Genomic DNA, 26,157 nt, shown 5'->3' on the forward strand with positions numbered 1-26,157 from the left:
TAATCAAAAATATGATAGTCAACTTTTTACTCATTGTTCCACTGTTAACCGTACTAACTTTATTGCTGGTAAAAAACGAGCAATATATTAAGCCCATTGCTTTGGTAGGTTCGTTTGTACAGCTTTTGGTAATTATTGGCACATTGATACAATATTTAGGAGCAGCATCGTTAAAAAACAACGGTGCAATGCTTTTACAAACGGATGTTAACTGGTTTGCTCCTTTACATATACACTATCATATTGGGGTAGATGGTATTTCAATGGTCATGTTATTATTAACTGCCTTGATTGTAATTGCTGCCATTTTGGTTTCATGGAAAGAAGCATTTTTACAAAAGGAATTTTTTATTTTATTAATCCTATTGTCATTTGGTGCCTATGGTTTTTTTATTGCTATTGATTTGTTTTTAATGTTTTTCTTTTTGGAAATAGCGGTTGTTCCCAAATTCTTATTGATACTTATATGGGGCAGTGGTAAAAAAGCATACAGTGCTACCAAATTAGTACTGATGTTAATTGGTGCTTCTGCATTATTGTTCATGGGCATTGTAGGTATTTATTACAACCAGCCCAACGGCTTACAAAGTTTGAATATGTTGCAAATTGCCCAAATGCAATTGCCTTATCATGTGCAGCTTACTTTTTTTCCTTTCCTGTTTATTGGTTTTGGTGTGTTTACGGCTTTGTTTCCTTTTCACACTTGGGTGCCCGATGGCCATCCTGCAGCACCTACAGCCGGTTCCATGTTTTTAGCAGGCATTTCAATGAAGTTGGGTGGATATGGTTTACTGCGATTGGTAATGTTATTAATGCCTGCCGCAGCACAGTTTTATGCTCCCTATATTATTTTGCTTGCAGCTATTGGTATATTGTATGGCGCTTTTGCTACGATGGTTCAAAAAGATTTGAAATATATGAATGCTTATTCCTCTATCAGTCATTGTGGTTTTGTGTTGCTTGGAATTGGTATGTTAACCCCCGTGGCTTTAACAGGTGCTGTATTGCAAATGGTTTCTCATGGTTTAATGACGGCCCTTTTCTTTGCTGCTATTGGAATGATATACAGTAGAACACATACGCGTATTATTGAAGAAATGGGTGGATTGTTGGTATATATGCCCTTTATTAGCGGTGTATTTATTTTGGCTGGTTTAGCTTCATTAGGCTTACCTGGTTTGAGCGGCTTTACGGCCGAAATGACTGTTTTGGTAGGCTCGTGGCAGCAGCCTGTTACAGCATATAGGGTGGCCACCATTGTAGCTGCTGCATCTATTGTTATTACAGCGGTTTATGTGCTTAGAGCTATTGGTACGGTATTAATGGGTAAAGGAAAAATATATTCGGATGATACGCCAACAGATGCCCGTTGGTATGAGAAATGGGCCGGGATTATTTTGGTTTTAGGAATTTTGGTTGTGGGCATTATGCCTTTTTTATTATTGAAATTAATCTCGCCATCAATTCTGTACCTGCCACAATCTATTTTTAAATAATTCAACGCTATTAGCTATACAACCCATGATGCATTATTACCTACATTTATTATTGCCTTTTAAACAGGAACTACTCTTGTTAATGGCTATTTTTATTTTGTTGTTGTTGCAAATTTTTGGAAAAAAACTACAACAGGAGTGGACCATGCAATGGGTAAATCTGTTGTTGTTAATTACGGTATTAGCCGGATTTTGGCAGGTTGGTTATTCAACTGATGTCAATGCCATGTTTCAATTATCGCCTTTGAATGCTTTTGAAAAATCGGTACTTGCTTTTGCAACTTATCTCATTTCTTTACAGGCATATAACTGGTTGCTTCATCATGAACAGATAATGGAGTTCTATGTATTATTGTTCAGCTCTTTATTGGGAATGTTTTGTATGATTTCAGCTACCAACTTACTGTTTTTTTATGTGGGGTTAGAACTCTCTACCATTCCTTTGGCTATATTGGCTAATTTCCATTTACAAAAAAAGCAATCATCTGAAGCTGCATTTAAATTTATTGTTGCTGCATCTTTTGCTTCTGCTTTATTATTATTAGGTATTTCATTCTTATACGGGAGTGCCGGATCGATTGGGTTTACGGAAATTGCTGCGCATTTAATTGTTAATCCATTTTCAATTTTGGCTTTTGTACTTTTTTTTACCGGGCTTGCTTTTAAAATTTCGATAGTGCCATTTCATTTATGGACTGCCGATGTGTATCAAGGTTCGCCGGTAACGGTTACTGCCTTTTTATCGGTGGTTTCTAAAGCTTCGGTTTTATTTGTTTCACTCAATTTTTTATTTAGTGTATTTCATTCTTTAGAACCGGTATGGCATACCATGGTTTTGATATTGCTATTGCTTACTATTGTAACGGGTAATTTATTTGCTTTACGGCAGCAAAATTTTAAAAGGTTCATGGCATTTTCTTCTATTACACAAATAGGATTTATTTTAATTGCATTGTTGGGACAAAATATTGCGGGTAGTGCTGCTGTAGTTTATTTTATGGTAGTGTATGTATTTTCTAATCTTTGTGTTTTTGGGGTAATAGCATTGGTGGCAGCCACCACCGGAAAAGAAAAAATTGAAGATTTTAAAGGGTTTTATCAAACCAATCCTTTTTTAGCATGGGTGTTATTGCTGGGATTGTTTTCATTAGCAGGTATACCACCTACTGCAGGTTTTTTTGGAAAATTTTTCCTGTTATTATCGGGTGCACAAAGCAATTATTTTGGGTGGATTACTTTTGCAGCTTTGAATTTAGTGGTTTCATTGTATTATTATTTGAGAGTAGTAGTAGTAATTTTTCATCGTGAATCTGCTGCAGTAATAGCGCCTATTCAGATTCCCAAACCCGTTCAATTTAGTTTTTTCATTTGCATGGCGGGGGTAATTATTACCGGTGTGGGTAGTTGGATTTATACTTACATTTATTCATTAGCAGCCACTGCTTTTTAAAAAATAATGTGTATGGCCATCAATAAAAATCATGAATTTGAAGATTTGGATGGAATAAAATGTGCTATCGTAGAACGCAATATTTCCAGCGAACGCGTAATGTTTTTAAAAAATCTGTTAACCTATAATGGGTATACCGTTGTAGTTGTTCCTGTAATCAATCCCGCAGCGAAAAATACAGTTGTTGAATCAGCATTGCCGAACGAAAAAATAGTTCCTGAATTGTTTACTATAGGTGTTACCGATGTAACCTTTAATGTTACTAATGCAATTTTTGGCAGGGCACTCAAAACAAAAGATGGGAAAATAGTAACACTGGCATACTGGCAACAGAAAGATAAAATATCGCACGATGATATACCTTATTTTGCAGATAACAGTTGTATGAACTGATAAAGAAAGTAGCAAAAAAATGAGGAGTCTCAAAAGTCCGAGGCAGCCTCTTTTTATTTGGTAAGGGGGTAGAGAAAGTTTTCATTTAAGCCATTCTCAAACGCTTCATTTTACTTTTGAGACTTCCTCATTTTTTTATTTTTTGAAAATATTATTGACTGCACTTCCTAACATAGGAAATTTTTCTTTTACATACCCTGCAATGGTTTCAATGGCTTTTTGTGCCTGTTCGGGCGTTAAGCCGGCTTCTGCTACTAAGCGTTCAATCAGTTCATTCATGTGTTTATTTTTTAATGATTTGTTAGGAGTTCATTCAATTGTATGTTGGCTATGCAACTTTTAAAAGGCTTAATTTGCTTTTATTGAACATTTTTTCGGCATAAGCCAGATCTACATGAAATTCTTTTTGCCGTGATCCGGGTAACTCAAACATGGCATCGGTTAAAATACTTTCGCAAATACTGCGCAATGCTCTGGCCCCCAGTTTGTATTCCAAAGCTTTTGTAACCATAAAGTCGTATACCTCATCGTCAATAGTTAATATAATATTTTCCAGTTCAAACAAACGCTTGTATTGTTTAATTAACGCATTTTTAGGCTCCGTTAAAATATTGCGTAAGGTAGATTTATCTAAGGGATCCAAATGGGTTAATACCGGCAAACGGCCTAATAATTCAGGAATTAAACCAAACGATTTTAAATCTTGTGCACTCACAAATTGCAGCAGGTTGTTTCTTTTATTTTCCTGTTCATCTTTATCTACATTAAATCCAATGGCATTGGTATTAATTCTTCTGGCAATTATTTTATCAATACCATCAAAAGCGCCACCACAAATAAATAATATATTTTTTGTGTCTACTTTAATCATTTTTTGTTCGGGATGTTTTCTGCCGCCCTGCGGAGGAACTAAAACTTCTGTACCTTCCAGCATTTTCAATAATCCCTGTTGAACACCTTCTCCGCTTACATCACGGGTAATAGATGGGTTATCGCCTTTTCTGGCAATTTTATCAATCTCATCCACATAAACAATTCCTTTTTCTGCAGCATTAACATCATAATTACAATTTTGCAGCAGGCGCGTTAGCATACTTTCTACATCTTCACCCACATAACCTGCTTCTGTAAAAACAGTAGCATCAACTATGGCAAAAGGTACATTCAGCATTTTGGCAATGGTTTTAGCCAACAATGTTTTTCCGGTACCGGTTTCGCCAATCATAATGATATTGCTCTTATCAATTTCAATATCATCTGCCTGTGTTTTTTGAGTAATACGTTTATAATGATTGTATACCGCTACACTTAAAACTTTTTTTGCTTCATCCTGCCCAATTACATACTCATCTAAAAACTTTTTAATTTCTAACGGTTTTTTTATAGATATTTTAGTTGAGTTTGCGGCAGGTTGAATGTTATTATCTTTTACTTCCTGTGCAATAATTTCCTGAGCATGTTCAATGCAATTTTCACAAATATGCGCTTCCTGTCCGGCTATCAGAATTTTTACTTCTGCCCGGCTTCTTCCACAAAATGAACAATGTAAATGTGTTTGTTTGGCCATAATACAAGTTTTGTGTGTTTTAATAAGCTGTTAATGAATGGGTTAACACATTAAAACAACATACAGCCACTGCCCGTAAGTACAGGTAGTGACTGGCAAAGTTACTAATTTGTTGATACCGTTTAGGTTAAAAGTGACATTCGGTAATGATGCAGGATTTATATCTTGGTAAGTATGGCATCTACAATACCATATTCAACGGCTTCTTTCGCATCCATCCAATAATCGCGGTCAAAATCTGTCATGATTTGTTCTACTGGTTTACCGCAATTTTCAGCTAAAATTTTAGCGCCTAAATCCTTTGTTTTTTTCATTTGATCGGCCTGAATTTCAATATCGGCTGATGTGGCCTGAATATAACCACTAAGGCTGGGCTGATGAATCATTACTTCGCCATGCGGGTAAATAAATCTTTTCCCCTTTTTGCCAACACTTAATAGAATAGAGCCCATACTGGCAGCTAATCCCATGCAAATAGTGCTTACGGGCGATTGGATGAGTTGAATGGTATCATAAATTACCATGCCACTGGTAACTACTCCGCCGGGGCTATTGATGTATAATTTTATTTCTTCTCCGGATTTATCTGCATCTAACAATAACAATTTGCTCACCAACTCTCTGGCACTTTTATCATCTACTACTCCCCACAAATAAACTGCTCTTCTTTCAAAAAAAAGTTTCTCCATTTTTTTCAGCATCTGAGGGCTCATGGGTTCTTTCTCTTCCTTATTGTTGTTTTCATCTTCTCCTTCTTCATTTAAGTAAGGATTAATGATGTATTTGTTTGTAATCATAAATATTTTGTTTTAAAATGTTGGTAAAAATGGCAGACAATGCAGCAATTAGTCTTTTTTATCTTTTTTAGGATTACGGAATAAAACCTCATCCACCAATCCATATGCTTTGGCATCTTGTGCAGTCATCCAAAAATCTCTGTCGCAGTCTTTACCTACCGTTTCAATATCTTTTCCTGTATGCTCTGCAATTACTTCATACAGTTCTAATTTTAATTTTTTGATTTCACGGGCAGTAATTTCAATATCTGTTGCCTGACCACCAATAGCGCCACTGGGTTGGTGCAACATAATTCTGCTGTGTTTTAATGCGGTGCGCTTTCCTTTTACACCTGCACATAATAAAACGGCACCCATACTGGCTGCTACGCCGGTGCAAATGGTAGAAACATCGGGGGTAACAAATTGCATGGTATCATAAATACCCATGCCGGCATATACACTGCCACCGGGGCTGTTAATATACATTTGTATGTCTCTGGTGCGGTCAGTACTGTCTAAAAATAATAGTTGTGCGGTAACAATATTGGCCACATAATCATCAATTGCTTCTCCTAAAAAAATTATACGATCCATCATTAACCGGCTAAAAACATCCATTTGCGCAACATTGAGCGAACGTTCTTCAATGATATAAGGGGTTAAAGCGGTTGGATTAAAATGGTTGCGGTAATTATGTAATGTTGTACTGCTGATTCTTCTGTGATGAATCGCATAATGCTCAAATTCTTTTTGTAAGTCCATGCTCAATTAATTTTGAATGAAGGTAAGGGTTTAGGATATTCAAATACCATGCAAAAAAAACAATACGACAAAATTACAGGTTAGCTATTTTGTTTAAAAAAAATAAAAAAATTTTAAACAAAATAATCATTAATTGGTTACTATAGGTTAGCAGGCTAATTTTGATAAATATTTCAGTGTATTCAAAAGGGCTTTCTATCGGTACAGGCCACTTGATCAGCACACTTCTGATGCAGTGCCTGTAGAAAAAGTTTTCAGTAGGGGTTTTAAATTTATTTAAGTGTACAACAGAAACTGTTTGAACAGTTGTATGTGAATTGCATCAGCAAGTGAAACAGTAAGGAAAATTATGAAGCAAAATAAAGTAGCAGTATATCGTAAAGAACATTTTAATGCCGCCCACAGGTTGCACAATCATGCATGGAGTGATGAAAAAAATGCAACTGTATTTGGTTCATGTAATAATAAAAATTTTCATGGTCATAATTATGAATTAATTGTGAAAGTAACCGGTGAACCCAACCCCGATACCGGTTATGTGTTAGATTTAAAAGTTTTGAGTGCATTGATAAAAAAAGAAATATTAGACCAATTTGATCATAAAAATTTGAATTTAGATACGGTTTACTTTCAACAAGTAAACCCCACAGCCGAAAACATAGCAAAAGTTATTTATCAGTTGCTGCGTGATAAGCTGGACGAACAATTAGAACTAAAAATATTTTTATATGAAACAGAGCGAAACTATGTCGAGTATCCAGCTTAATGGCAAAACTAAAGTAGAATTAACCGATGTATTAATTGATGAAATGGGCGATAATCACATCCTCACATCTGTAGATACACCACTTCGGGAAGATGCGTTCGATTTATCTGATGAGGAAAAAACAAAAGCTATTGAAAAACATTTCCGTTCTATTATGGAAATTATGGGGTTAGATTTAACTGATGACAGTTTAAAAGGCACGCCTAAGCGAGTGGCAAAAATGTATATTAAAGAAATATTCAGAGGATTGAATCCTGCTAACAAGCCTAAAGTGGCATTGTTTAATAATACCTATCAATATAACCAAATGCTGGTTGAAAAAAATATTTCTTTTTACAGCAATTGCGAACATCACTTTGTACCCATTATTGGAAAAGCGCATGTAGGCTATATTAGCAATGGTAAAGTAATAGGATTAAGCAAGCTAAACCGAATGGTAGGATATTTTGCTAAAAGGCCACAGGTGCAAGAACGGCTTACCATGCAAATAGGTACCGAATTACAACAAATTTTGGGTACCAACGATGTAGCAGTTGTAATTGATGCAAAGCATTTATGTGTGGCTAGCAGAGGTGTTGAAGATGATACTTCTACTACCATTACCTCTTTTTACGAAGGTAAATTTAAAGAAGAAACTACCCGGAATGAATTTCTGAAATATTTGGAATTGAACACGAAGTTCTGAGAGAAAAGCCCGATGCACAATTGGCCGGTTGTTTTTGCTACCGGCTTTTGTATGCATATAATACCAACTATTTTAAATATTTTACAGGATAGTTGTATAAAACAATACTTCGGTTTTTAATTTATAAGTATACTTGCATTAATTTTAAATGGATGTTTTATTGGCAGCAGATGAAAACATTTAAAAAGCAATCGTAATTTTTAATCATTATTGTTCGGCAAAATTTAACTTAAAAATCGCTGTAATACTTTGCTGTAAAGAATTACAGGCTAAAAAATGATTGTTTCAAAATTGGAGGGAATACCCATCTTTTGAAATCGGCTGAAATATGGTTCTGTAAAGGGTTTGAGCCATTATTTTACAATTTTAGTCGGACAACAATGATTTTTAATATAGGATTCAATAAATTTTTTACAATGAAACATGCTTATGTTTTTCCGGGACAGGGTGCACAATTTAGTGGAATGGGTAAACCATTGTATGAGCAACATGCTGTTGCAAAGGAAATGTTTGAAAAGGCAAATGAAATATTGGGTTTTCGTATTAGCGATATCATGTTTACCGGTACTGAGGAAGCATTGAAACAAACCAATGTAACACAACCGGCAGTTTTTTTGCATGCAGTGATTGCTTATGTCACGTTGCCTGCACCAAAGCCTGATATGGTGGCAGGCCATTCGTTGGGAGAGTTTTCTGCCTTGGTAGCCAATGAAGTGTTACAATTTGAAGATGCGTTACGATTAGTGGCAGTTCGTGCCAATGCCATGCAAAAAGCCTGTGCATTAGAACCATCTACTATGGCCGCCATATTAGCATTGCCCGATGAAAAAGTTGAGGCCATTTGTGCGGAAGTACAACAGGAAACAGGCGAAGTGGTGGTGGCTGCCAATTACAATTGTCCCGGACAATTGGTGATTAGTGGTACCATTAAAGGAGTGGAAATTGCCTGCGAAAAAATGAAAGCAGCAGGCGCCAAACGTGCTTTGGTATTGCCCGTTGGAGGAGCTTTTCATTCTCCTTTAATGGAGCCTGCCAAAAAAGAATTAGCCGAAGCCATTCAAAAAACCAATTTTAGTGAACCCGTTTGCCCGATTTATCAAAATGTTGTGGCACAGGCAGTGAATGATGCCAAAACCATTCAACAAAATTTAATAGCGCAATTAACCGGTGCTGTTAAATGGACACAAAGTGTGGAAGCAATGGTTGCTGACGGTGCTACGCATTTTACAGAAGTAGGTCCGGGTAAAGTATTGCAGGGGTTGGTTCAAAAAATTGCAAAGAATATTACAACAGATGGCGTTAGTTAAAATGCCCAAAAAAAATATAAACGAAAATGGGTAGCCGTTATTGAAAGCTACCCATTTTATTTTTTAAAACTGAAGCGAGCAGTTCATCCATTCATCTTCAATTTTGGCATTATACTTTTTATAAAATTGAATGGCAGGTTCATTCCAATTCAATACCTGCCATACCATTCCATTTAGTTTTTTTTCTTTTGCTTCCTGAATAAGCGCATCAAAAAGCAGGCTGCCAATTTTTTTACCCCTCATTTGTTCCGTTACCAAAATATCTTCTAAATACATGCGCTGCCCCTTCCAGGTACTGTACCGAATATAGTAAAGTGCAAATGCCTGAACTACACCCTCTACTTCGGCTACCAATGCCCACCAAACAGGCTTTTCACCAAATCCGCTTTCTTCAAAATGTTGTAAGGTAACGGTTACTTCTTCTGGTGCTTTTTCAAAAACAGCCAGTTCATGAATTAATTCCAATAATCTTGCGCAATCTTTTTTTTCAGCTTTTCTAATTTGAATATTCATATGTTTATTAAGATAATGCCTGATCAAAATCATTTAAAATATCTGCAATATTTTCAATACCCACACTTAACCGAATTAATCCATCTGTAATGCCAAATTTCAAACGTTCTTCCACGCTAACGCCTCTGTGGCTCATGCTGGCGGGGTGGGATAATAAAGTATCTAATGTGCCCAGTGAAATTGCCCGAACACACATTTGCAATTTATCTATAAATTTTTTACCTGCTTCTAATCCCCCTTTTACTTCAAAGCTCATGAGTGCGCCGGGATGTTTCATTTGTTTGGCTGCAATAGCATAATCAGGATGGGTTGCTAATCCGGCATAATTTACTTTTTCAATGGCCGGGTGCTGGTCTAAAAATTCAGCTACTGCTTTTGCGTTACTGCAATGGCGGTCCATCCGCAATTCCAGCGTCTTTAATCCGTTCATCAATAAAAAAGCATCAAAGGGATTGCTGTTGCCGCCTAGTAAAACCTGCCATTTCCAGGCATGTGTTTGCATAAATTCAATATCATTTCCAATTAAAACACCACCAATGGCTGTACCATGCCCGTTTAAAAATTTAGTGGTAGAGTGAAAAACAAAATCAACGCCATATTTAAAAGGTTGTTGTAAATAAGGTGTAGCAAATGTATTATCTACGGAAACCAGTATATGATGTTGTTTTGCAAGTTGGGTAATGGCTGCAATGTCGATACACTGAATGGTTGGGTTTGCCGGGGTTTCTAAATGCACTAATTTGATGGCCGGATTTTTTTTGATGATATCTTCCACCTGTGCCATATCTCTTAAATCTGCAATAATAGTGTGAACGCCGGCATTTGATAAAACTTTTAGTAGTAATTCATGAGTGCCGCCATATAAGGAGTAATGCGATAATACGGCATCTCCTGCTTTTAGTGTGCTCATGAAAAGAGTTGTCATTGCTGCCTGTCCGCTGGCATGTAACAATGCTTTCAATTGTAACGGTGTGCCATTGCTGTTTTTTATGCCAAAGGCTTCTAATGCTGCAATGGTTTCTTCTGCAGCCGTAAAAGTAGGGTTGCCCCAACGGCCATAAATTCTGGATTTATCTTCCCCTGCAAATCTTTCCATTCCTTCTTCTGCAGTAGAAAAAGTAAATGTAGATGTGGCATAGATTGGTGTAATATGTGCAAACTCGGCATTTTCCTCACTGGTGCTATGCAATGCAACTGAACTGATGCCGGTAAAGGGGAATACGTGCTTCATAATTTGGCTGGTTTTATGGTACTATAGGTTACAAAAATAAAGGTGAATTTAAAGTATACCTGCGATTATTTTTCGGGATGCGGTTTATTTTTATAAGAAGGTTCGAATTGAGCTGTTTTTTATTTAATTTTAATCAACAACTTTTTTTTGATCGAATAGAACGTATTGAACATGAAATCGCTAATTATTTCTTATGCCATTTATAATCAATGGGCTAATTTGCAATTGATACATGTTATTCAAAATTTAGAACCGGCAAAGCACCATCAAACAGTGGTGAGTAGTTTTCCAAGTATATACAGTACGTTATTACATTTAATGGGTGCAGAAACCATTTGGTGGCAGCGGCTGCGCGAAGAGCCACAAACTGCATGGCAATTAAAAGATGCCGGATTAAGTACCAGCGATGTACTGAATGGCTTGGCCCGTCAGGATACACTATGGGTGGAATGGATGAATGGTTTAAATGATGAACAATTGGAAAAGGTGATCGTATATAAAAATTTAAAAAAAGAGTATTTTGAGCAGCCTTTGTGGCAAATATTGCTGCATATTTTTAATCACAGTACCTATCACAGAGGTCAGTTGGTAACCATGTTACGGCAATTGGGCATAACAGAATTGCCATCTACAGATTATATACAGTGGGTTAGAATATAAAAAAGGTGATGGAATACCGCCATCACCTCAACAAATTCAATTGTTCTTTTAATAAGCCCATTTCAGCAAAATGGCCCCCCATGTAAAACCACCTCCAAAAGCAGATAAAACAATATTATCGCCTTTATTTAAGCGGTCTTCCCATTCCCATAAGCAAAGCGGAATGGTAGCAGCAGTTGTATTGCCATATCGTTGAATGTTAATCATCACTTTTTCTTTGTCTAAACCCATCCTGTTGGCTGTAGCATCAATAATTCTAAGATTGGCCTGATGGGGTACCAGCCATGCTATATCTGCTGCAGTCAGATTGTTTCTTTCCATAATTTCAGCGCTCACATCTGCCATTCCCTTCACTGCAAATTTAAATACAGCCTGTCCTTCCTGATAGGCAAAATGCTCTTTTGCTAAAACAGTTTCAACAGTGGCGGGTTTTACAGAACCACCTGCTTTCATGTGCAGGTATTTGGCACCTGAACCATCACTGCGTAAAATACTATCCCGAATACCCAATTCTTCAGTGTTGGCTTCTAACAATACGGCACCGGCACCATCTCCAAAAATAATACAGGTGGAGCGGTCGGTATAATCTATAATGGCACTCATTTTATCTACACCCACTACAATTACTTTTTTGTAGCGGCCGCTTTCTATTAAGCTCGCACCGGTAGTAAGGGCAAATAAAAAGCCACTGCAGGCTGCACTCAAATCGAATCCCCAGGCATTGGTGGCGCCTAATTTATCTGCAATAATATTGGCAGTAGCGGGGAAAACCATATCGGGTGTAACGGTGGCACAAATAATACAGTCAATATCGGTTGCTTGTAATTTTTTTTTCTTTAATATTTCCTGGATAGCAGGAACAGCCATATCGCTGCTGCCTTTGCCGGGTTCTTTTAAAATTCTGCGTTCTTCTATTCCTGTACGGGTTCTTATCCATTCATCATTGGTATCCACCATTTTCTCCAAATCAAAATTTGTTAGTTTTGTTTCGGGTACATAACCTCCAACAGCGGTAATAGCGGCTGAAATCTTGCTCATATAATTGTAGTACTTTTTTGTAAAAATGACCGCAAATATCCGCTTTTATTTTAGAATACTATCATATTGGCCTATTTGCAGGTTATATTATGAATGAAAACCCTATTTTTGACCCTGCAACTATGATAGCATATATAAAAGGAAATTTTGTGGTTAAATCGCCGGCGCATGCCATTATAGAGGCCAATGGTATTGGGTATGAAATGCAAATTAGTTTGCATACTTATTCTGCCATCAAAGATTTGTCGACCGGCTTGTTACATACTTACTTACATATTACCGAAAATGGGCAAACATTTTTTGGTTTTGCCGAACCGGCAGAAAAAGAAATGTTTTTACTGTTAATTGGTGTATCGGGTGTGGGTGCTGCTACTGCCAGAATGATGTTGTCTGGTTTAAGGCCCCATGAAATTAGTCAGGCTATAGCGCAGGGTAATACCGCTTTGCTGGCCACCGTAAAGGGTATTGGCAAAAAAACGGCTGAAAGACTGGTATTAGAATTAAGAGATAAGATTAGCAAAAAAGAAATGGAAGTTACTGGATTATCTAACGCCAATAATTTAATATCTGTAGATGATGACGCTGTTCAGGCACTGATTGCATTGGGTATTGGCCGGCCGGCTGCAGAAAATACAGTTAAAAAAATTATGTTAACAAAACCTGAATTATCTTTAGAAGAAATTATTAAACAATCATTAAAAAACTTATAACAATAGCCTATAAATTTACCTAACCAAGCCTGCTTTTTTTGAAGAAAGGAACCTTATTGCTTACTGCTTTTTTACTAACTGCTTCGGTGTTGTTGTTTCCGTATGGGTGTTTATTTGCCCAAACTACTGATACACTAAAAAAAGGAGGAGACTCATTGCGTTTTCCTATTCATGACCGGAGGGGCGATTTTTTATCCTGGCAAAATAAAAATCCGTTCGATTTAAATGATACCTCATATATCAAACAAAAAGTAGAGTACGACCCCAAAACCAATCAATATTATATTTTAGAAAAAGTAGGGAATACTTATTTCAGAAAACCGACCGCTTTAACTTTTGAAGAGTATTACAAGTTAAGAACCCAGCAACAACAGGACGATTATTTTAAACAACGTGCCGATGCTTTAACCTTACTCAATAAAAAAGTTCAAAGACCACCGGTAAGAGTTTACAATACACTATTTGACCGGATTTTTGGTGTAGGTCCGGATGGTTTAAAAGTAGACATAAAACCTCAGGGTAGCGTAGATATTCAAATGGGTTATAATGGGCAAAATACATTGAATCCCACTTTGCCGGAAGCAGCCCGGCGAACCGGCGGATTTGATTTTAACCTGAATACCAATTTAAATGTAAATGCCAATATTGGAAATAAATTAAAGCTTCCCATTAATTATAATACACTGGCTAACTTTAATTATCTCAATCAGTTAAAGTTGAATTATAAAGGCATGGACGATGAAATTATCAGAAGTATTGAGGCTGGTAATATTGCCTTTCAAACCAAGGGAGCACTCATGTCGAGTGCACAAAATTTGTTCGGTATAAAAACACAGTTGCAGTTTGGTAAATTAAGTGTTACTGCTGTATTAGCGAACCAGCAGTCGCAACGGCAAACACAGGCTTTGCAGGGTGGTGCGGCCATCACCAATTTTCAAAAAAAGTTAGATGATTACGATGAGAACCGCGACTTTCTGTTAGCACAATATTTCCGTAATAATTACAATACGGCCATGAGTAATTTGCCGATTGTAAATAGTCAGGTACAAATACAACGCATTGAAGTTTGGGTAACCAACAGAAATGGTTCAACTACTGATACACGTGCCATAGTAGGGTTGATGGATTTGGGTGAACCACAGCCTTATAATCCCAATTTTCAATCACTAACGGGCAGCCCTTTACCACAAAATGGCGCCAATACTTTGTATAGTGCTATTACGCAAAACCGAGACCCATCTACTGTAGGTGCATTTTTGCAAAGTAAAGGGTTAACGCAGGTTAATGATTATGAAAAAACTTTTGCACGCAAATTAGCGCCTACTGAATATTATTTTAATCCGCAAATTGGTTTCTTGTCATTGAATGCACAACTGCAACCGAATGATGTGTTGGCAGTGGCTTATCAGTACACGTACAATGGGCAGGTATATCAGGTAGGTGAATTTTCGCAGGATGTTGCTGTAGATTCTACACAAGGGGTACAAAAAGTATTGTATTTAAAATTATTGAAAGCTACATCAGCCCGCACCAATTTGCCCATTTGGGGATTGATGATGAAAAACGTATACTCATTAGATCTGGCCGGTGTGTCAAGAGATGGTTTTCAATTGAATGTATTATACAACCAACCCAGTGGTGGTTTGAAAAGATATTTACCTGAATCAGCTCCATCTGTTGAAGGAAAGCCTTTATTGACCATTTTAAATTTAGACCGCTTAAATAATCAGAATGATCCTCAGCCCGATGGTATTTTCGATTATCTGGAAGGTTTTACCATCTTGTCTCAACAAGGTAAAATTATCTTTCCCGTGCTGGAGCCTTTTGGTAAAGATTTACAAAATCTGGCTTTTGCAGGACAACCGGCAGCGCTGATTCAAAAATATGTGTATTACCAATTATATGATTCCATTAAAGCCATTGCGCAAACATATGCCAACGTAGACCGCTTTGTGATGCAAGGGCAGGCAAAAGGCACCAGTGGAAGCGATATTTATCTCGGTGCATATAATATACCTCCCGGATCAGTAAAACTTACTGCAGGAGGGCAAACCTTAACTGAAGGTGTTGATTATACCATTGATTATAATTTAGGCTCTGTCAAAATTTTAAATCAGGCTATTATTAATTCCGGTATTCCCGTAAATGTTTCTTATGAAAACAATGCTTCATTTGGTATTCAGCAACGAGGTTTCCTTGGTTTACGGTTAGATTATGCCGCCAGTAAAAAATTAGCCCTGGGTGCTACTATAGAGCGTTTGAATGAACGGCCATTCTTTACCAAAATGAATTATGGAGAAGATCCTATTCGCAATACCATGTATGGTGTTGATTTCAGTTATCACTCTAACTGGCCCGGATTGACGAGAGCTTTGAATAAGCTGCCTTTCTATTCTACCAAAACCATGAGTACCATTGCTGCTTATGGCGAAGGTGCTTATTTTAAACCCGGCCATCCACCCCAAATTGGATTGGGCAATAATGGTTTAATTTATTTAGATGATTTTGAGGGAACTACTTCTAATATTGATTTAAGGTTCCCATCAACGGCATGGGCTTTGGCTTCCACTCCGGCTGGTAATCCTAATTTTCCGGAAGCATTATTAATGGATTCTGTTGACTATAATAAAAACAGAGCAAAAATTGCCTGGTATAATATTGAACCGAATTTGCAAGATAAGAACAGCCTCAATAATCCGCTGAGAGGAAATTTGGCAGCACTGAGTGATCCTCGTGTAAGACTGGTATATACCAATGAGTTATTTCCGCAGCTTACTACCAATATTGTAAATACTCAAACCTCAACTTTCGATGTAGCGTACTATCCTACAGATATTGGTCCTTATAATTATGATAATGATCCATCACAAGTAAATGCCAATGGAAAATTATTAAATCCGCAAAAAAGATGGGGTGGTATTATGCGGGCTATTGATCAAACAGATTTTGAAACCAATAATATTGAGTATGTGCAATTCTGGATTCAGGATCCTTTTATCAAATTGCCGAATAGTACCGGCGGCCAGTTAATGATTGATTTTGGTAATGTAAGTGAAGATATTCTGAAAGATGGCAAACGTTTTTATGAAAACGGACTAAATACCCCCACCTCACCCGCTGCTATTGATAGTAGTACAACCTGGGGAAGAGTGCCTGTGAATCCTATTCAGGTAACCAATGCATTCAGCAACAATCCCGGCGATAGGGTGTATCAGGATGTGGGTTTTGATGGTTTAGATAATGATGGGGAGCGAAGAAAACGTACCGATTATCTTTCTAAAATAACAGCAAATTTTGGCACAAATTCACCTATTTATCAACGTGCCATTCAGGATCCTTCTAATGATGATTATAAATGGTATCGCGATCCGAGCTTTGATGCAAGTGGGGCAGGAATATTGGAGCGTTATAAAAATTTTAATAATCCGCAAGGCAATTCGCCCATTGCTACCGGAACATCACCTTTTTCTCCGGCAGCAACTTTATATCCTGATAATGAAGATTTAAACCATGATAATACTTTAAATGAAGATGAAGAATATTTTGAATATAAGGTAAATCTTGCGCCGGGTATGGATGTAGGCGTAACAAAATATATTTCTGATAAACGCATAGTACCGGTAACCTATGCAGATGGAACTAACGGAACTGAAAATTGGTATTTATTTCGGATACCATTGAGCGATTATGCCAGTAAAACAGGCCAAATACCAGATTTTAAATCCATCCAGTTTATGCGGATGTATTTAACAGGGTTTCAGGATTCAGTAGTATTGCGCTTCGCAAAATTAGAACTGGTGCGCAATCAATGGCGGCAGTTTACTTTTAATTTAGATACAACAGGTTCATATACACCTATTGATACCAGCACGATTACCTTTAATACCCTCGCTGTAAATTTAGAGGAAAACAGTAGTCGTACCCCGGTAAACTATGTTATTCCTCCCGGCATTCAGCGTGTGCAACAGCTAAGCAATAATGGTATCAATATTTTACAAAACGAACAATCATTGAGTTTACAGGTGGGTCATCTTACTCCGGGAAATTCCAGAGCAGTGTTTAAAACTTTGCCCAATTATGATATGCGTTTGTATGGCAAAATGCTCATGTTTGCGCATGTGGAAGCGGCACCCAATACCGCATTGCAAGACAATCAATTAAACCTGGTTGTACGCATTGGGCAAGATTATTTGAATAACTATTATGAAATAAAAGTGCCATTAAAAGTAACGCCGCCGGGTAATTACTCACCGGCATCTGATACCATTGTTTGGCCAACACAAAACAACCTTGATTTTGATATTCAAACACTAATTAATCTAAAGCTACAACGCAATAACAGTGGTGCCTCTGTTAGTACCATATACCGGCAAATTATTGGCGATAAAACTTTTTCAGTGCTGGGTAACCCTAATATTGGGGCCGTAAATGCTTTTTTAATTGGAGTAGAAAGTGCCACCACCAATACCACACCGTTAAGTGCCGAAGTATGGGTAGACGAATTAAGATTATCTAATATAAATGAAAAAGGGGCGTATGCCGCTGTTGGTAGGGTTGATATTGGTTTGGCAGATTTGGGAAAAATGTCTATTTCAGGAAGTATGCATACGGCAGGTTGGGGTTCATTAGAATCGCATATTGGGCAACGTGCTTTAGATAATTTTACACAATTTGATGCCTCTATTGCTATTGATGCCGGTAAATTATTGCCGAAAGGAGCCCGTTTATCCGTACCGGTATTTGCCAGTTTTGATAAAACAGTAAGTTCTCCTAAATATGATCCATTCGATTTAGATATTACTTTGTCTCAAAAATTAAGTGTGGCGCAAACTAAGGCTAAACGCGATTCAATTAAAAATGCAGCCATTGATCAAACTACCATTAAAACCATTAACTTTACCAATGTACGGGTAATGCCTAAAGGGAAAGTGCATTTGTGGAGCCTCAGTAATTTTGATGTCAGCTATTCGTTTACACAAACGGTACAAAACAACCCCACTACTTTGCTCAATAATTTAGTAAAATGGCGTGCCGGATTAGGATATACTTATAATGCACCACCTAAATACAAAGAGCCCTTTAAAAAAATAATTAAAGGCAACAGTCAATGGACTTCCTTTATTCGAGATTTTAATCTAAATCTTCGGCCCTCTCTCATCAGCTTCAGGGCAGATGTGAACCGGCAATTCGGGCAATATATTCCGCGTATAATCAATACCGATCAGCAACAAACCAAAGTTTTGTTAGTAGATACCACCTATAATAAATATTTTACCTTCGATAAATATTATAATTTTAGATGGGATGTAGCACGTTCCGTAAATCTCGATTTTTCTGCAACCAGTTTTGGCAGGGTAGATGAACCTTATGGAATGATTAATACCAAAGCTAAAAAAGATTCGGTATGGCAGAATTTTATTAGTGGTGGCCGAACAACCCTTTATCAGCAACGAGCCAGTGCAACGTATACTTTACCCCTTGCAAAATTCCCGTTCACTAATTGGATAGCAGCCCGCTACAGTTATGCTACTACCTATAACTGGATAGCTGCCAGTTTACTGGCTGTTTCATTAGGTAATACCTTAGAAAACAGTCAACAAAATAATTTAAATACACAGTTTGATTTTACAAGACTTTATGCCAAATCAAAATGGTTGCGGAATTTAGATTATCGTCCTCCGCCTCCGCCCAAACAATTCTTTAATAACCAAACCGGTAAACCTGTGAGCACCCCTAATGGCGCAAATGCTAACCCATTAGGAATTACTTTACCCAACCGGGAAGAAGCAATTACAGATACTGCAGGTAACAGGTTGCATGGTAAAAAGAAAAGAATAGCATTGCGAAAATGGCGGCAACAACGGCGTGATTACAGAACTGCATTGCGATTGCAACAGGCCAATCAGCCCACACAAATGAATGGCGCTGTTAGAGCAGCCGGCCATTTGGTTACCATGATAAAAAATGTATCGGTGAACTATGGCGAAAATTATAATAGCCGTGTACCCGGCTGGTTAGGTACCACCACTGCATTTGGGCAGGACATGAAAACCATGCAACCAGGGTTAGATTATGTGTTTGGCAAACAACCCGATAGTAGTTGGTTAAACAGAAAAGCGGCACAAGGGTTAATTACAAAAGACAGCACTTTCAACTACTTGTATCAGCAAAATTTTGAACAAAAATTAGGCTTAACCGCGGAGTTAGAACCTGTTAGAGAATTTAGGGTAGATCTAAGTTTAAATAAAAGCTTCTCAAAAAACTACAGTGAATTATTTAAAGACACAACGGGACTGGGATTGCCGCAGCAACATCTTAATCCATATGCTGCCGGAGGTTTCAGCGTATCTTATATTGCTTTAGGAACATTGTTTCGAAAAACCAATCCCAATGAATTGTCTTCTACTTTTCTTCAGTTTGAAAATAACAGACAAATTATTTCAAAAAGAGTAGCCAATTTAAATCCTTATTGGAAGCAGAATCCAACTTTTACTTCAGATGGATTTGCAACGGGTTACGGGCGCTATTCCCAAGATGTTTTAATACCCGCTTTTTTATCTGCTTATACCAAAAAAGATCCTTCTACTTTTCCTTTGTTAAGAGGGTCCGGCTCAGGTATTCGATCCAATCCATTTAGTGGTATTCTTCCAAAACCCAATTGGCGCTTAAGCTATACAGGATTAAGTAAAATACCTGCATTGGCTAAAATTTTTACAGCCATTAATATTACGCATGCTTATTCTGCCACTTTAAGTATGAATAGCTTTTCCAGTGCATTATTGTATCAGGATCCATTTCGTTATGGTGCACCGGGCTTTATAGATACGCTGAGTGGTAACTATATACCTTATTATTTGGTTCCCAATATCACTATGCAAGAGCAGTTTGCTCCGTTACTGGGTATTGAAGTCACCACCACTAAACAGTTAAGTTTAAAATTAGAATATGCCAAAAGCAGGCAATTGAGTTTAAGTTTAATTGATTACCAGCTAAGTGAAACAAACAGTACACAGTGGACAACGGGCTTCAATTGGCGTAAACGTGGCTTACGTTTACCTTTTAAGTTGCCGGGCATGAAGAATTCAAAATTGCAGAACGATTTAACCATTAAGCTCGATTTGTCGTTTAGGAATGATGCAACCAGCAACAGCAGGATAGACCAATCCACAGCCTATGGAACCGGAGGTCAACAGGTTGTTATTATTCAACCCGCTATTGATTATGTTTATAATAACCGTATCAATCTCCGGCTGTTTTTTGATCAACGAAGAGTGACTCCTTATATTTCAACTGCTGCACCTACTATTGTTACCAGGGCTGGCGTTTTAGTCAGGGTTTCATTGGCTCAGTAATCGTATTTCCCATTTTTCATTGTCAGGTAATTGTTTAAAATTCAATTAAAATAGGTTAATACAACATGCTTTTTAACAAAGATGTTGGTCTGGTAATAAAATTAATTTACTTTCATACATCAGATGATATGATGTATGCATGCAGAACCTGTAAAAAAAAATTCGCTGAGTGATGTGGTTGCAGAAAAATTGCAACAACATATAGCAACCGGTAAATTTAAAATTGGTGATCAATTGCCCACTGAGCCCGAGTTGATGGAATATTTTTGTGTAGGCAGATCAACCATTCGGGAAGCCATCCGAATACTTTCTTATTCCGGAATTTTAAAAGTTCAGCAGGGTGTAGGTACTTTTGTTGCTTTAAAAAATGGAACACCTGTGCCATGGTATCATCGCTTGCAGTCGGCACGAGGCGAGGAGCTGAATGAAGTAAGGCAATTACTGGAACTAAAAATTGCAGAGAAAGCGGCTATTTACCGAACAAGCCGGCAAATTAACTGCATGCGTAAATATTTAAAAGAACGTTATAAAGCAGCTATTGGGAATGATGTTGCAAAATGTATTGATGCAGATATAGCTTTCCACTTGGCCGTTGCTGAAGCATGTAATAACGAAATTTTATGTGATTTGTATAAAGCAATAGCCGCTCAGCTAAAAAGTTTTTTTCAGGAAGTTTTTGTTGATACAGACTTGTTTAAGCTAAAACAAGACTTGCATGAAAAGTTATTACAAAGCATAATTGATAGAGATGCAAAAAAAGCCTTGCATTTTGTGGTTGCAATTACAAACCAGGAAAATTATGAAAAAAAAATTTGATTCATGAATGGTTAATTTTTAATAATGCATAAATTTTAAATTTTTTTAAATTTATAATATGTATTTACGCTATACCAAATGTGTTTTTGTGTTTTTGTTTTTCAGTTTGATGTTGACAGTTCAGTTGTCTAATGCTCAGCAACAATCATTATTGTTAAGTGAAGCAATCCATTCCGGGCTAAATAATTATCAAACTATTAAAGCAAAGCAGCACTACTTAAAAGCTTCCAATTATTTATTACAAAATGTAAAAAATGATTACTTGCCTAATATTTTGGCAAGTATGCAGCAGAATTATGGAAGTATTAATGGTTTGTATGGGCCCGGTGCACCTTATGGCGCTTTTGGTGTTTCATCAGCAGGGCCTGTATTTAACAGCCAGCAATGGAATGCAGCTTTTGGATCATTGTATTTAATTTCTACTAACTGGGAGGCATTTACGTTTGGCAGAAAGCAATCCCGCATTGCAGCGGCTAATGCATTAGTACAAACAGATTCTGCTGATGTTGAACAGGAAAAATTTGTGTTAAGTGTAAAAGTGGCAGGAGCATATTTTAATTTATTAACAGCACAGGGTTTGGTAATGGAAGCACAGGCAAACTTAAAGCGGGCAGATACTTTTAGAACTGCCGTATTGGCAAGAACCTTGAATGGACTTAATCCTGGGGTTGATTCTTCTATTGCCAATTCAGAATATTCCAATGCATATTTAATTCTCATTGATGCTATCTCTAACAGGCAGCAGGCAGAAAATACATTGGCACAATTACTCAATCAAAAACCTGAAACATTTTTCTTAGACACTTCTTTTTTTAATCGCATTCCTCAAAATTTTGTTTCATCATTTAATATTACTGCTAACCCACAAGTAAAATTTTTTGAAAGTAAAATTCGGCAAAGTGAAATGCAGGCAAATGCAATTAAGAAAAGCATCTTGCCCGGTATTAATTTTTTTGGTATTTTTCAAACAAGAGGTTCTGGTTTTGGCAGTCAGTACAGTGCTGCTTCGCCCAACAATTACTCAAAAAGTTTTTTTGATGGCATTACACCACTGCGCTCTAATTACATTGCCGGCTTATCGTTGGCATTTAATATCATGAGTATACCTAAGATAAAACAACAGGTGAATGCACAAAGAGAATTAACGGAGGCATATAAACAGGAATATGATCAAACTTATACGCAATTGCAAGATGCTTTAATACTGGCAGATCAGCGTATTCAAAATACATTGCAAAGTTATCGAGAAGTACCTATTCAATTAAAAGCCGCACGTGATGCTTTTTTGCAAAAATCTGTACTATATGAAAATGGGTTAGCTACCATTATAGATTTGCAACAGGCATTGTATATTGTAAATAGGGCAGAAACGTCTGCAAAACTTGCATGTATTAATATATGGCAGGCACTCTTACTAAAAGCAGCCGCTTCGGGAGATTGGGATTTACTAATGCAGCAAATAAAATAATTTATATTAATGTATTTCAACTATTAAAGCATGAATTTAATTAGAACCGCATTAAGAAAACCCATTACTATTTTAGTATTGGTTGCCGGTTTATTCTTTTTTGGTATTAGGGCTATACGTACTATAAAAATTGATATTTTCCCAAATATTGATTTACCCGTTATTTATCTTTCTCATCCTTATGGTGGCTTTACTCCCGATCAAATGGAAGCTTACTTCGGTAAAAATTATGTAAATCTTTTATTGTATGTATCTGGTGTAAAAAGTATTGAAACAAAAAACATTCAAAGTTTAACCCTTATTAAATTAACGTTTTATGAGGGAACCAATATGGCTCAGGCGGCAGCAGAAGTAACTGCATTTAGTAACAGGGCGCAAACAATTTTTCCGCCGGGTACAAATCCTCCATTTATTATACGTTTTGATGCTTCTACATTACCTGTTGGGCAATTAGTGCTAAGCAGTAAAACACGCAGCAATAACGAGTTGCAGGATTTAGCAAATGTTTATATCCGTTCAGGTTTCAGTTCAATTCCGGGATTAGTATCACCGGCTCCATTTGGCGGCAATGCTCGTACCGTTGTAATAAAAGCAGATCCGGAATTAATGCGTGCCCATAATATTACACCCGATCAATTAGTGGCTGCGCTAAGGGTGAATAATCAGTCCATTCCATCCGGCAACGTGCGTATTGGAGATAAAAATTATTTTACACCCATCAATGCAACCATTAATACGGTCAAAGATTTTGAAGACATTCCTTTATACACCGGCACTGCAGAAAATATTTATGTAAAAGATGTGGCAACTGTAGAGGATGGGGCCGATGTTACGGTTGGCTATGTTTTAGTAAATGGAAAACGTTCCGTTTATTTACCCATTACAAAATCGGCTAGTGCTTCTACGTGGGAGGTGGTTCAAAATTTAAAAAAGGCATTGCCGCGATTCCAATCGTTATTGCCGGAAGATGTTCATTTAACGTACGAGTTTGATCAGTCAACTTATGTAATTAATTCCGTTAAAAACTTATTAAGTGAAGGCATTATTGGTGCAATTTTAACCGGATTAATGGTGCTGTTATTTTTAGGCGATCCACGAGGGGCATTCATTGTAATTTTAACTATACCCACTTGTATTATTTCAGGTGTATTGTTTCTTTCACTTTTTCATCAAACAATCAATATCATGACCTTAAGTGGCCTGTCATTGGCCATTGGTATATTGGTAGATGAATCAACGGTTACCATAGAAAATATTCACCAGCATCTAAGTATGGGTAAACCGAAAGCATTGGCGGTATGGGATGCTTGTCATGAAATTGCATTTTCTAAATTACTAATTCTGTTTTGCATACTGGCTGTATTTGCTCCGGCTTTTACCATGAATGGTATTCCCGGTTCTTTATTTTTACCACTTGCATTAGCCATTACATTTTCAATGGTTACTTCTTATATCATGTCACAAACACTGGTGCCGGTGTTAGCCAATTGGTTCATGAAAGATGATTACCGGCACAATGATTCAGCCAAGCGTACTTCATGGTTTAAAATAAAAAGAAAATCTGATGCAGAACAGTTTAAAGTTGCTGCTATTACACCTGAGTCTGAACAAAATACCTGGCAGCAAAAAGAAATACTAGCTACCAGAGCAGATTTTAATAATGATGGAAAAATTACTCGATTTGATCGATTCAGACTTCGGTTTGTTCTTTTTTTAAATAGTTTGTTGCCTTATAAAAAATGGATTACTGCTGTATATATTGTTGTGTCTGTTGCATTAGCTGTTGGTTTATTTTCTTTGATTGGTAGAGATGTATTGCCCAAGGCAGATATTGGTCAGTTTCAGTTGCGTATTCGCGATGAAGATGGTACCCGTATTGAAAAAACAGAAAAAGATGTATTGACTACTTTAAATGTTTTGTATGATATTGTTGGCAAAGAAAATGTTTCCATTTCTTCTGCCATGATAGGTATTCACGGATCGCAGTTTTCAACAAATCCTATTTACTTATTTATGGCCGGTCCGCAGGAAGCAGTACTGCAAGTTGCATTTAAAGAAGGATATGCGCTTGATATGGATACATTAAAAGATGCCATTCGTAAAAGAATGTATATGGTATTGCCGCAGGTAAAACTTTCTTTTGAACCGATTGAGTTAACAGATAAAATATTAAGTCAAGGTTCACCTACGCCTATTGAAGTAAAAATAATCGGAAAAAATAAATTACAGAATGAAGTATTTGCACAGCGCGTTATACAAAAATTACAGCAAATACCTTATTTGCGGGATGTACAATTAGATGAAGCGATTCATTATCCTGCTATTAATATTCATGTAGACAGGGTTAGAGCTGCACAGTTAGGCACCAATATCGCCGCAATTTCACGATCTTTTGTTGCTGCAACTTCATCTTCTCGGTTTACTGAAAAAAATGTTTGGATTGATCCCAAAACATCTTTAAGTTATTTGGTACAGGTAGAAATTCCGGAAAGTAAAATGTCATCAGTTTCCGACATCAATCAGATACCGTTAGTGCCCGGAAGTAACCGGCCTATGTTGGGCGATGTGGCAACAATTCATGAAGATTCCGTTTATGGGCAGGATGATGATATTGGTGCTATCTCTGCGCTTTCTGTTACCGCCAATATATTTAAAAAAGATTTAGGTACTGCAACACAGGATGTTGAAAATGCCATACAAGCACTCGGTAAACCACCCAGAGGTTTATATGTAGAAACACGCGGATTAAGTCAGGTGCTTACAGAAACATTAAACAGTTTGCAGGGCGGCTTAATTACAGCCATCATTGTCATCTTTCTAATGCTGGCTGCAAACTTTCAGTCATTTAAAGTTTCATTGGTTATTCTTTGTACTGTACCTGCTGTGTTGTTAGGCTCTCTTGCCATGTTATTGTTAACAAATTCTACTTTGAATTTGCAATCATATATGGGCATGATTATGTCCGTAGGTGTTTCTATATCCAATACTGTATTATTAGTTACCAATGCAGAGGCGTTACGAATAAAAAATGGGAATGCAGTATTGTCTGCTGTTGAGTCGGCTACTGTTCGTTTACGCCCAATTTTAATGACCACAGTTGCCATGGTAATGGGCATGTTGCCTATGGCTGCCGGCTTAGGTGAAGGTGGTGCACAGGCCGCTCC

19 protein-coding genes are annotated in these 26,157 nt (G+C 37.1%); 12 read left to right on the forward strand and 7 right to left on the reverse strand.

All coding sequences use genetic code 11. The features are described 5' to 3' along the window. Positions 1 to 11 precede the first annotated feature (11 nt). From A0F92_RS11760 to A0F92_RS11770, 3 genes are read left to right on the forward strand one after another with little or no spacing between them, the layout of a single operon-like run. Positions 12 to 1,496: a complex I subunit 4 family protein gene (locus tag A0F92_RS11760; protein WP_068246214.1), complete on the forward strand. Its 1,485-nt coding sequence runs from the start codon at positions 12 to 14 to the stop codon at positions 1,494 to 1,496. 25 nt (positions 1,497 to 1,521) lie between these two features. After that, positions 1,522 to 2,946: an NADH-quinone oxidoreductase subunit N gene (locus A0F92_RS11765; RefSeq protein WP_253810412.1), complete on the forward strand. Its 1,425-nt coding sequence runs from the start codon at positions 1,522 to 1,524 to the stop codon at positions 2,944 to 2,946. A 12-nt stretch (positions 2,947 to 2,958) separates the two neighbouring features. Then, positions 2,959 to 3,339 carry a hypothetical protein gene (locus A0F92_RS11770; protein WP_068246217.1) on the forward strand — a complete coding sequence of 127 codons (381 nt, stop codon included), beginning with the start codon at positions 2,959 to 2,961 and terminating at the stop codon, positions 3,337 to 3,339. A gap of 135 nt (positions 3,340 to 3,474) precedes the next feature. On the opposite strand, the gene A0F92_RS15675 is transcribed toward A0F92_RS11770, so the two are convergent. From A0F92_RS15675 to A0F92_RS11785, 4 genes are all read right to left on the reverse strand, one after another. Next, positions 3,475 to 3,618, reverse strand: coding sequence for a hypothetical protein (locus A0F92_RS15675; protein ID WP_167517059.1), 144 nt, complete (start codon positions 3,616 to 3,618; stop codon positions 3,475 to 3,477). Between the two features lie 49 nt (positions 3,619 to 3,667). Continuing rightward, positions 3,668 to 4,906, reverse strand: a complete 1,239-nt coding sequence (clpX, locus tag A0F92_RS11775; protein ID WP_068246220.1) for an ATP-dependent Clp protease ATP-binding subunit ClpX — start codon at positions 4,904 to 4,906, stop codon at positions 3,668 to 3,670. A gap of 158 nt (positions 4,907 to 5,064) precedes the next feature. After that, positions 5,065 to 5,703 carry a ClpP family protease gene (locus A0F92_RS11780; RefSeq protein ID WP_253810414.1) on the reverse strand — a complete coding sequence of 213 codons (639 nt, stop codon included), beginning with the start codon at positions 5,701 to 5,703 and terminating at the stop codon, positions 5,065 to 5,067. A gap of 48 nt (positions 5,704 to 5,751) precedes the next feature. Continuing rightward, positions 5,752 to 6,447, reverse strand: a complete 696-nt coding sequence (locus tag A0F92_RS11785) for a ClpP family protease (RefSeq protein ID WP_068246223.1) — start codon at positions 6,445 to 6,447, stop codon at positions 5,752 to 5,754. A 349-nt stretch (positions 6,448 to 6,796) separates the two neighbouring features. Between A0F92_RS11785 and A0F92_RS11790 the strand changes: the two genes are divergently transcribed. From A0F92_RS11790 to fabD, 3 genes are all read left to right on the forward strand, one after another. Further along, a complete protein-coding gene (locus A0F92_RS11790) occupies positions 6,797 to 7,213 on the forward strand; it encodes a 6-pyruvoyl trahydropterin synthase family protein (RefSeq protein ID WP_068246226.1) in 417 nt (138 codons plus the stop codon). Further along, the gene (gene folE / locus A0F92_RS11795) at positions 7,176 to 7,898 is read left to right on the forward strand and encodes a GTP cyclohydrolase I FolE (protein WP_068246229.1); all 723 of its coding nucleotides are present in this window, start codon (positions 7,176 to 7,178) and stop codon (positions 7,896 to 7,898) included. The genes A0F92_RS11790 and folE overlap by 38 nt, the downstream gene beginning before the upstream one ends. Before the next feature lie 416 nt (positions 7,899 to 8,314). Further along, positions 8,315 to 9,205: an ACP S-malonyltransferase gene (gene fabD / locus A0F92_RS11800; RefSeq protein ID WP_068246283.1), complete on the forward strand. Its 891-nt coding sequence runs from the start codon at positions 8,315 to 8,317 to the stop codon at positions 9,203 to 9,205. A gap of 63 nt (positions 9,206 to 9,268) precedes the next feature. Here fabD and A0F92_RS11805 read toward each other — a convergent pair whose 3' ends face one another. Together A0F92_RS11805 and A0F92_RS11810 are read right to left on the reverse strand one after the other, a co-directional pair. Then, complete coding sequence (locus A0F92_RS11805) at positions 9,269 to 9,718, reverse strand: GNAT family N-acetyltransferase (protein ID WP_068246285.1); 450 nt, start codon at positions 9,716 to 9,718, stop codon at positions 9,269 to 9,271. A 7-nt stretch (positions 9,719 to 9,725) separates the two neighbouring features. Continuing rightward, positions 9,726 to 10,949, reverse strand: a complete 1,224-nt coding sequence (locus tag A0F92_RS11810) for a trans-sulfuration enzyme family protein (protein WP_068246232.1) — start codon at positions 10,947 to 10,949, stop codon at positions 9,726 to 9,728. Positions 10,950 to 11,120: 171 nt separating this feature from the next. On the opposite strand from A0F92_RS11810, the gene A0F92_RS11815 reads away from it, so the two are divergent. After that, a complete protein-coding gene (locus A0F92_RS11815; protein WP_068246235.1) occupies positions 11,121 to 11,609 on the forward strand; it encodes a DinB family protein in 489 nt (162 codons plus the stop codon). Positions 11,610 to 11,657: 48 nt separating this feature from the next. Here A0F92_RS11815 and A0F92_RS11820 read toward each other — a convergent pair whose 3' ends face one another. Next, a complete protein-coding gene (locus A0F92_RS11820) occupies positions 11,658 to 12,647 on the reverse strand; it encodes a beta-ketoacyl-ACP synthase III (RefSeq protein ID WP_068246238.1) in 990 nt (329 codons plus the stop codon). Between the two features lie 122 nt (positions 12,648 to 12,769). On the opposite strand from A0F92_RS11820, the gene ruvA reads away from it, so the two are divergent. From ruvA to A0F92_RS11845, 5 genes are all read left to right on the forward strand, one after another. Then, entirely contained in the window at positions 12,770 to 13,357 is a 588-nt protein-coding gene (gene ruvA, locus A0F92_RS11825; protein WP_068246288.1) for a Holliday junction branch migration protein RuvA, read from the forward strand. A gap of 38 nt (positions 13,358 to 13,395) precedes the next feature. After that, the gene (gene sov / locus A0F92_RS11830) at positions 13,396 to 20,709 is read left to right on the forward strand and encodes a T9SS outer membrane translocon Sov/SprA (protein ID WP_253810416.1); all 7,314 of its coding nucleotides are present in this window, start codon (positions 13,396 to 13,398) and stop codon (positions 20,707 to 20,709) included. A 135-nt stretch (positions 20,710 to 20,844) separates the two neighbouring features. Continuing rightward, on the forward strand, positions 20,845 to 21,525 hold the full coding sequence (locus tag A0F92_RS11835) for a FadR/GntR family transcriptional regulator (RefSeq protein ID WP_068246241.1): 681 nt from the start codon (positions 20,845 to 20,847) through the stop codon (positions 21,523 to 21,525). A gap of 58 nt (positions 21,526 to 21,583) precedes the next feature. Beyond that, entirely contained in the window at positions 21,584 to 22,993 is a 1,410-nt protein-coding gene (locus tag A0F92_RS11840; protein ID WP_167517060.1) for a TolC family protein, read from the forward strand. Positions 22,994 to 23,023: 30 nt separating this feature from the next. Continuing rightward, positions 23,024 to 26,157, forward strand: a 3,134-nt coding sequence (locus tag A0F92_RS11845; protein WP_068246244.1) for an efflux RND transporter permease subunit, incomplete at its 3' end; no start/stop codon positions are given.

It is taken from the genome of Hydrotalea flava (assembly GCF_001623405.1).
Taxonomy (GTDB): domain Bacteria; phylum Bacteroidota; class Bacteroidia; order Chitinophagales; family Chitinophagaceae; genus Hydrotalea; species Hydrotalea flava.

Excerpts from the sequence above, each read along its gene's own strand:
- folE (WP_068246229.1), top strand. The coding sequence starts at position 7,176 with ATGAAACAGAGCGAAACTATGTCGAGTATCCAGCTTAATGGCAAAACT.
- ruvA (WP_068246288.1), top strand. The coding sequence starts at position 12,770 with ATGATAGCATATATAAAAGGAAATTTTGTGGTTAAATCGCCGGCGCAT.
- A0F92_RS11760 (WP_068246214.1), top strand. The coding sequence starts at position 12 with ATGATAGTCAACTTTTTACTCATTGTTCCACTGTTAACCGTACTAACT.
- A0F92_RS11835 (WP_068246241.1), top strand. The coding sequence starts at position 20,845 with ATGCATGCAGAACCTGTAAAAAAAAATTCGCTGAGTGATGTGGTTGCA.
- fabD (WP_068246283.1), top strand. The coding sequence starts at position 8,315 with ATGAAACATGCTTATGTTTTTCCGGGACAGGGTGCACAATTTAGTGGA.
- A0F92_RS11780 (WP_253810414.1), bottom strand. The coding sequence starts at position 5,703 with ATGATTACAAACAAATACATCATTAATCCTTACTTAAATGAAGAAGGA.
- A0F92_RS11785 (WP_068246223.1), bottom strand. The coding sequence starts at position 6,447 with ATGGACTTACAAAAAGAATTTGAGCATTATGCGATTCATCACAGAAGA.
- A0F92_RS11765 (WP_253810412.1), top strand. The coding sequence starts at position 1,522 with ATGATGCATTATTACCTACATTTATTATTGCCTTTTAAACAGGAACTA.
- A0F92_RS15675 (WP_167517059.1), bottom strand. The coding sequence starts at position 3,618 with ATGAATGAACTGATTGAACGCTTAGTAGCAGAAGCCGGCTTAACGCCC.
- A0F92_RS11815 (WP_068246235.1), top strand. The coding sequence starts at position 11,121 with ATGAAATCGCTAATTATTTCTTATGCCATTTATAATCAATGGGCTAAT.
- A0F92_RS11805 (WP_068246285.1), bottom strand. The coding sequence starts at position 9,718 with ATGAATATTCAAATTAGAAAAGCTGAAAAAAAAGATTGCGCAAGATTA.
- A0F92_RS11770 (WP_068246217.1), top strand. The coding sequence starts at position 2,959 with ATGGCCATCAATAAAAATCATGAATTTGAAGATTTGGATGGAATAAAA.
- A0F92_RS11820 (WP_068246238.1), bottom strand. The coding sequence starts at position 12,647 with ATGAGCAAGATTTCAGCCGCTATTACCGCTGTTGGAGGTTATGTACCC.
- A0F92_RS11840 (WP_167517060.1), top strand. The coding sequence starts at position 21,584 with ATGTATTTACGCTATACCAAATGTGTTTTTGTGTTTTTGTTTTTCAGT.
- clpX (WP_068246220.1), bottom strand. The coding sequence starts at position 4,906 with ATGGCCAAACAAACACATTTACATTGTTCATTTTGTGGAAGAAGCCGG.
- A0F92_RS11790 (WP_068246226.1), top strand. The coding sequence starts at position 6,797 with ATGAAGCAAAATAAAGTAGCAGTATATCGTAAAGAACATTTTAATGCC.
- A0F92_RS11810 (WP_068246232.1), bottom strand. The coding sequence starts at position 10,949 with ATGAAGCACGTATTCCCCTTTACCGGCATCAGTTCAGTTGCATTGCAT.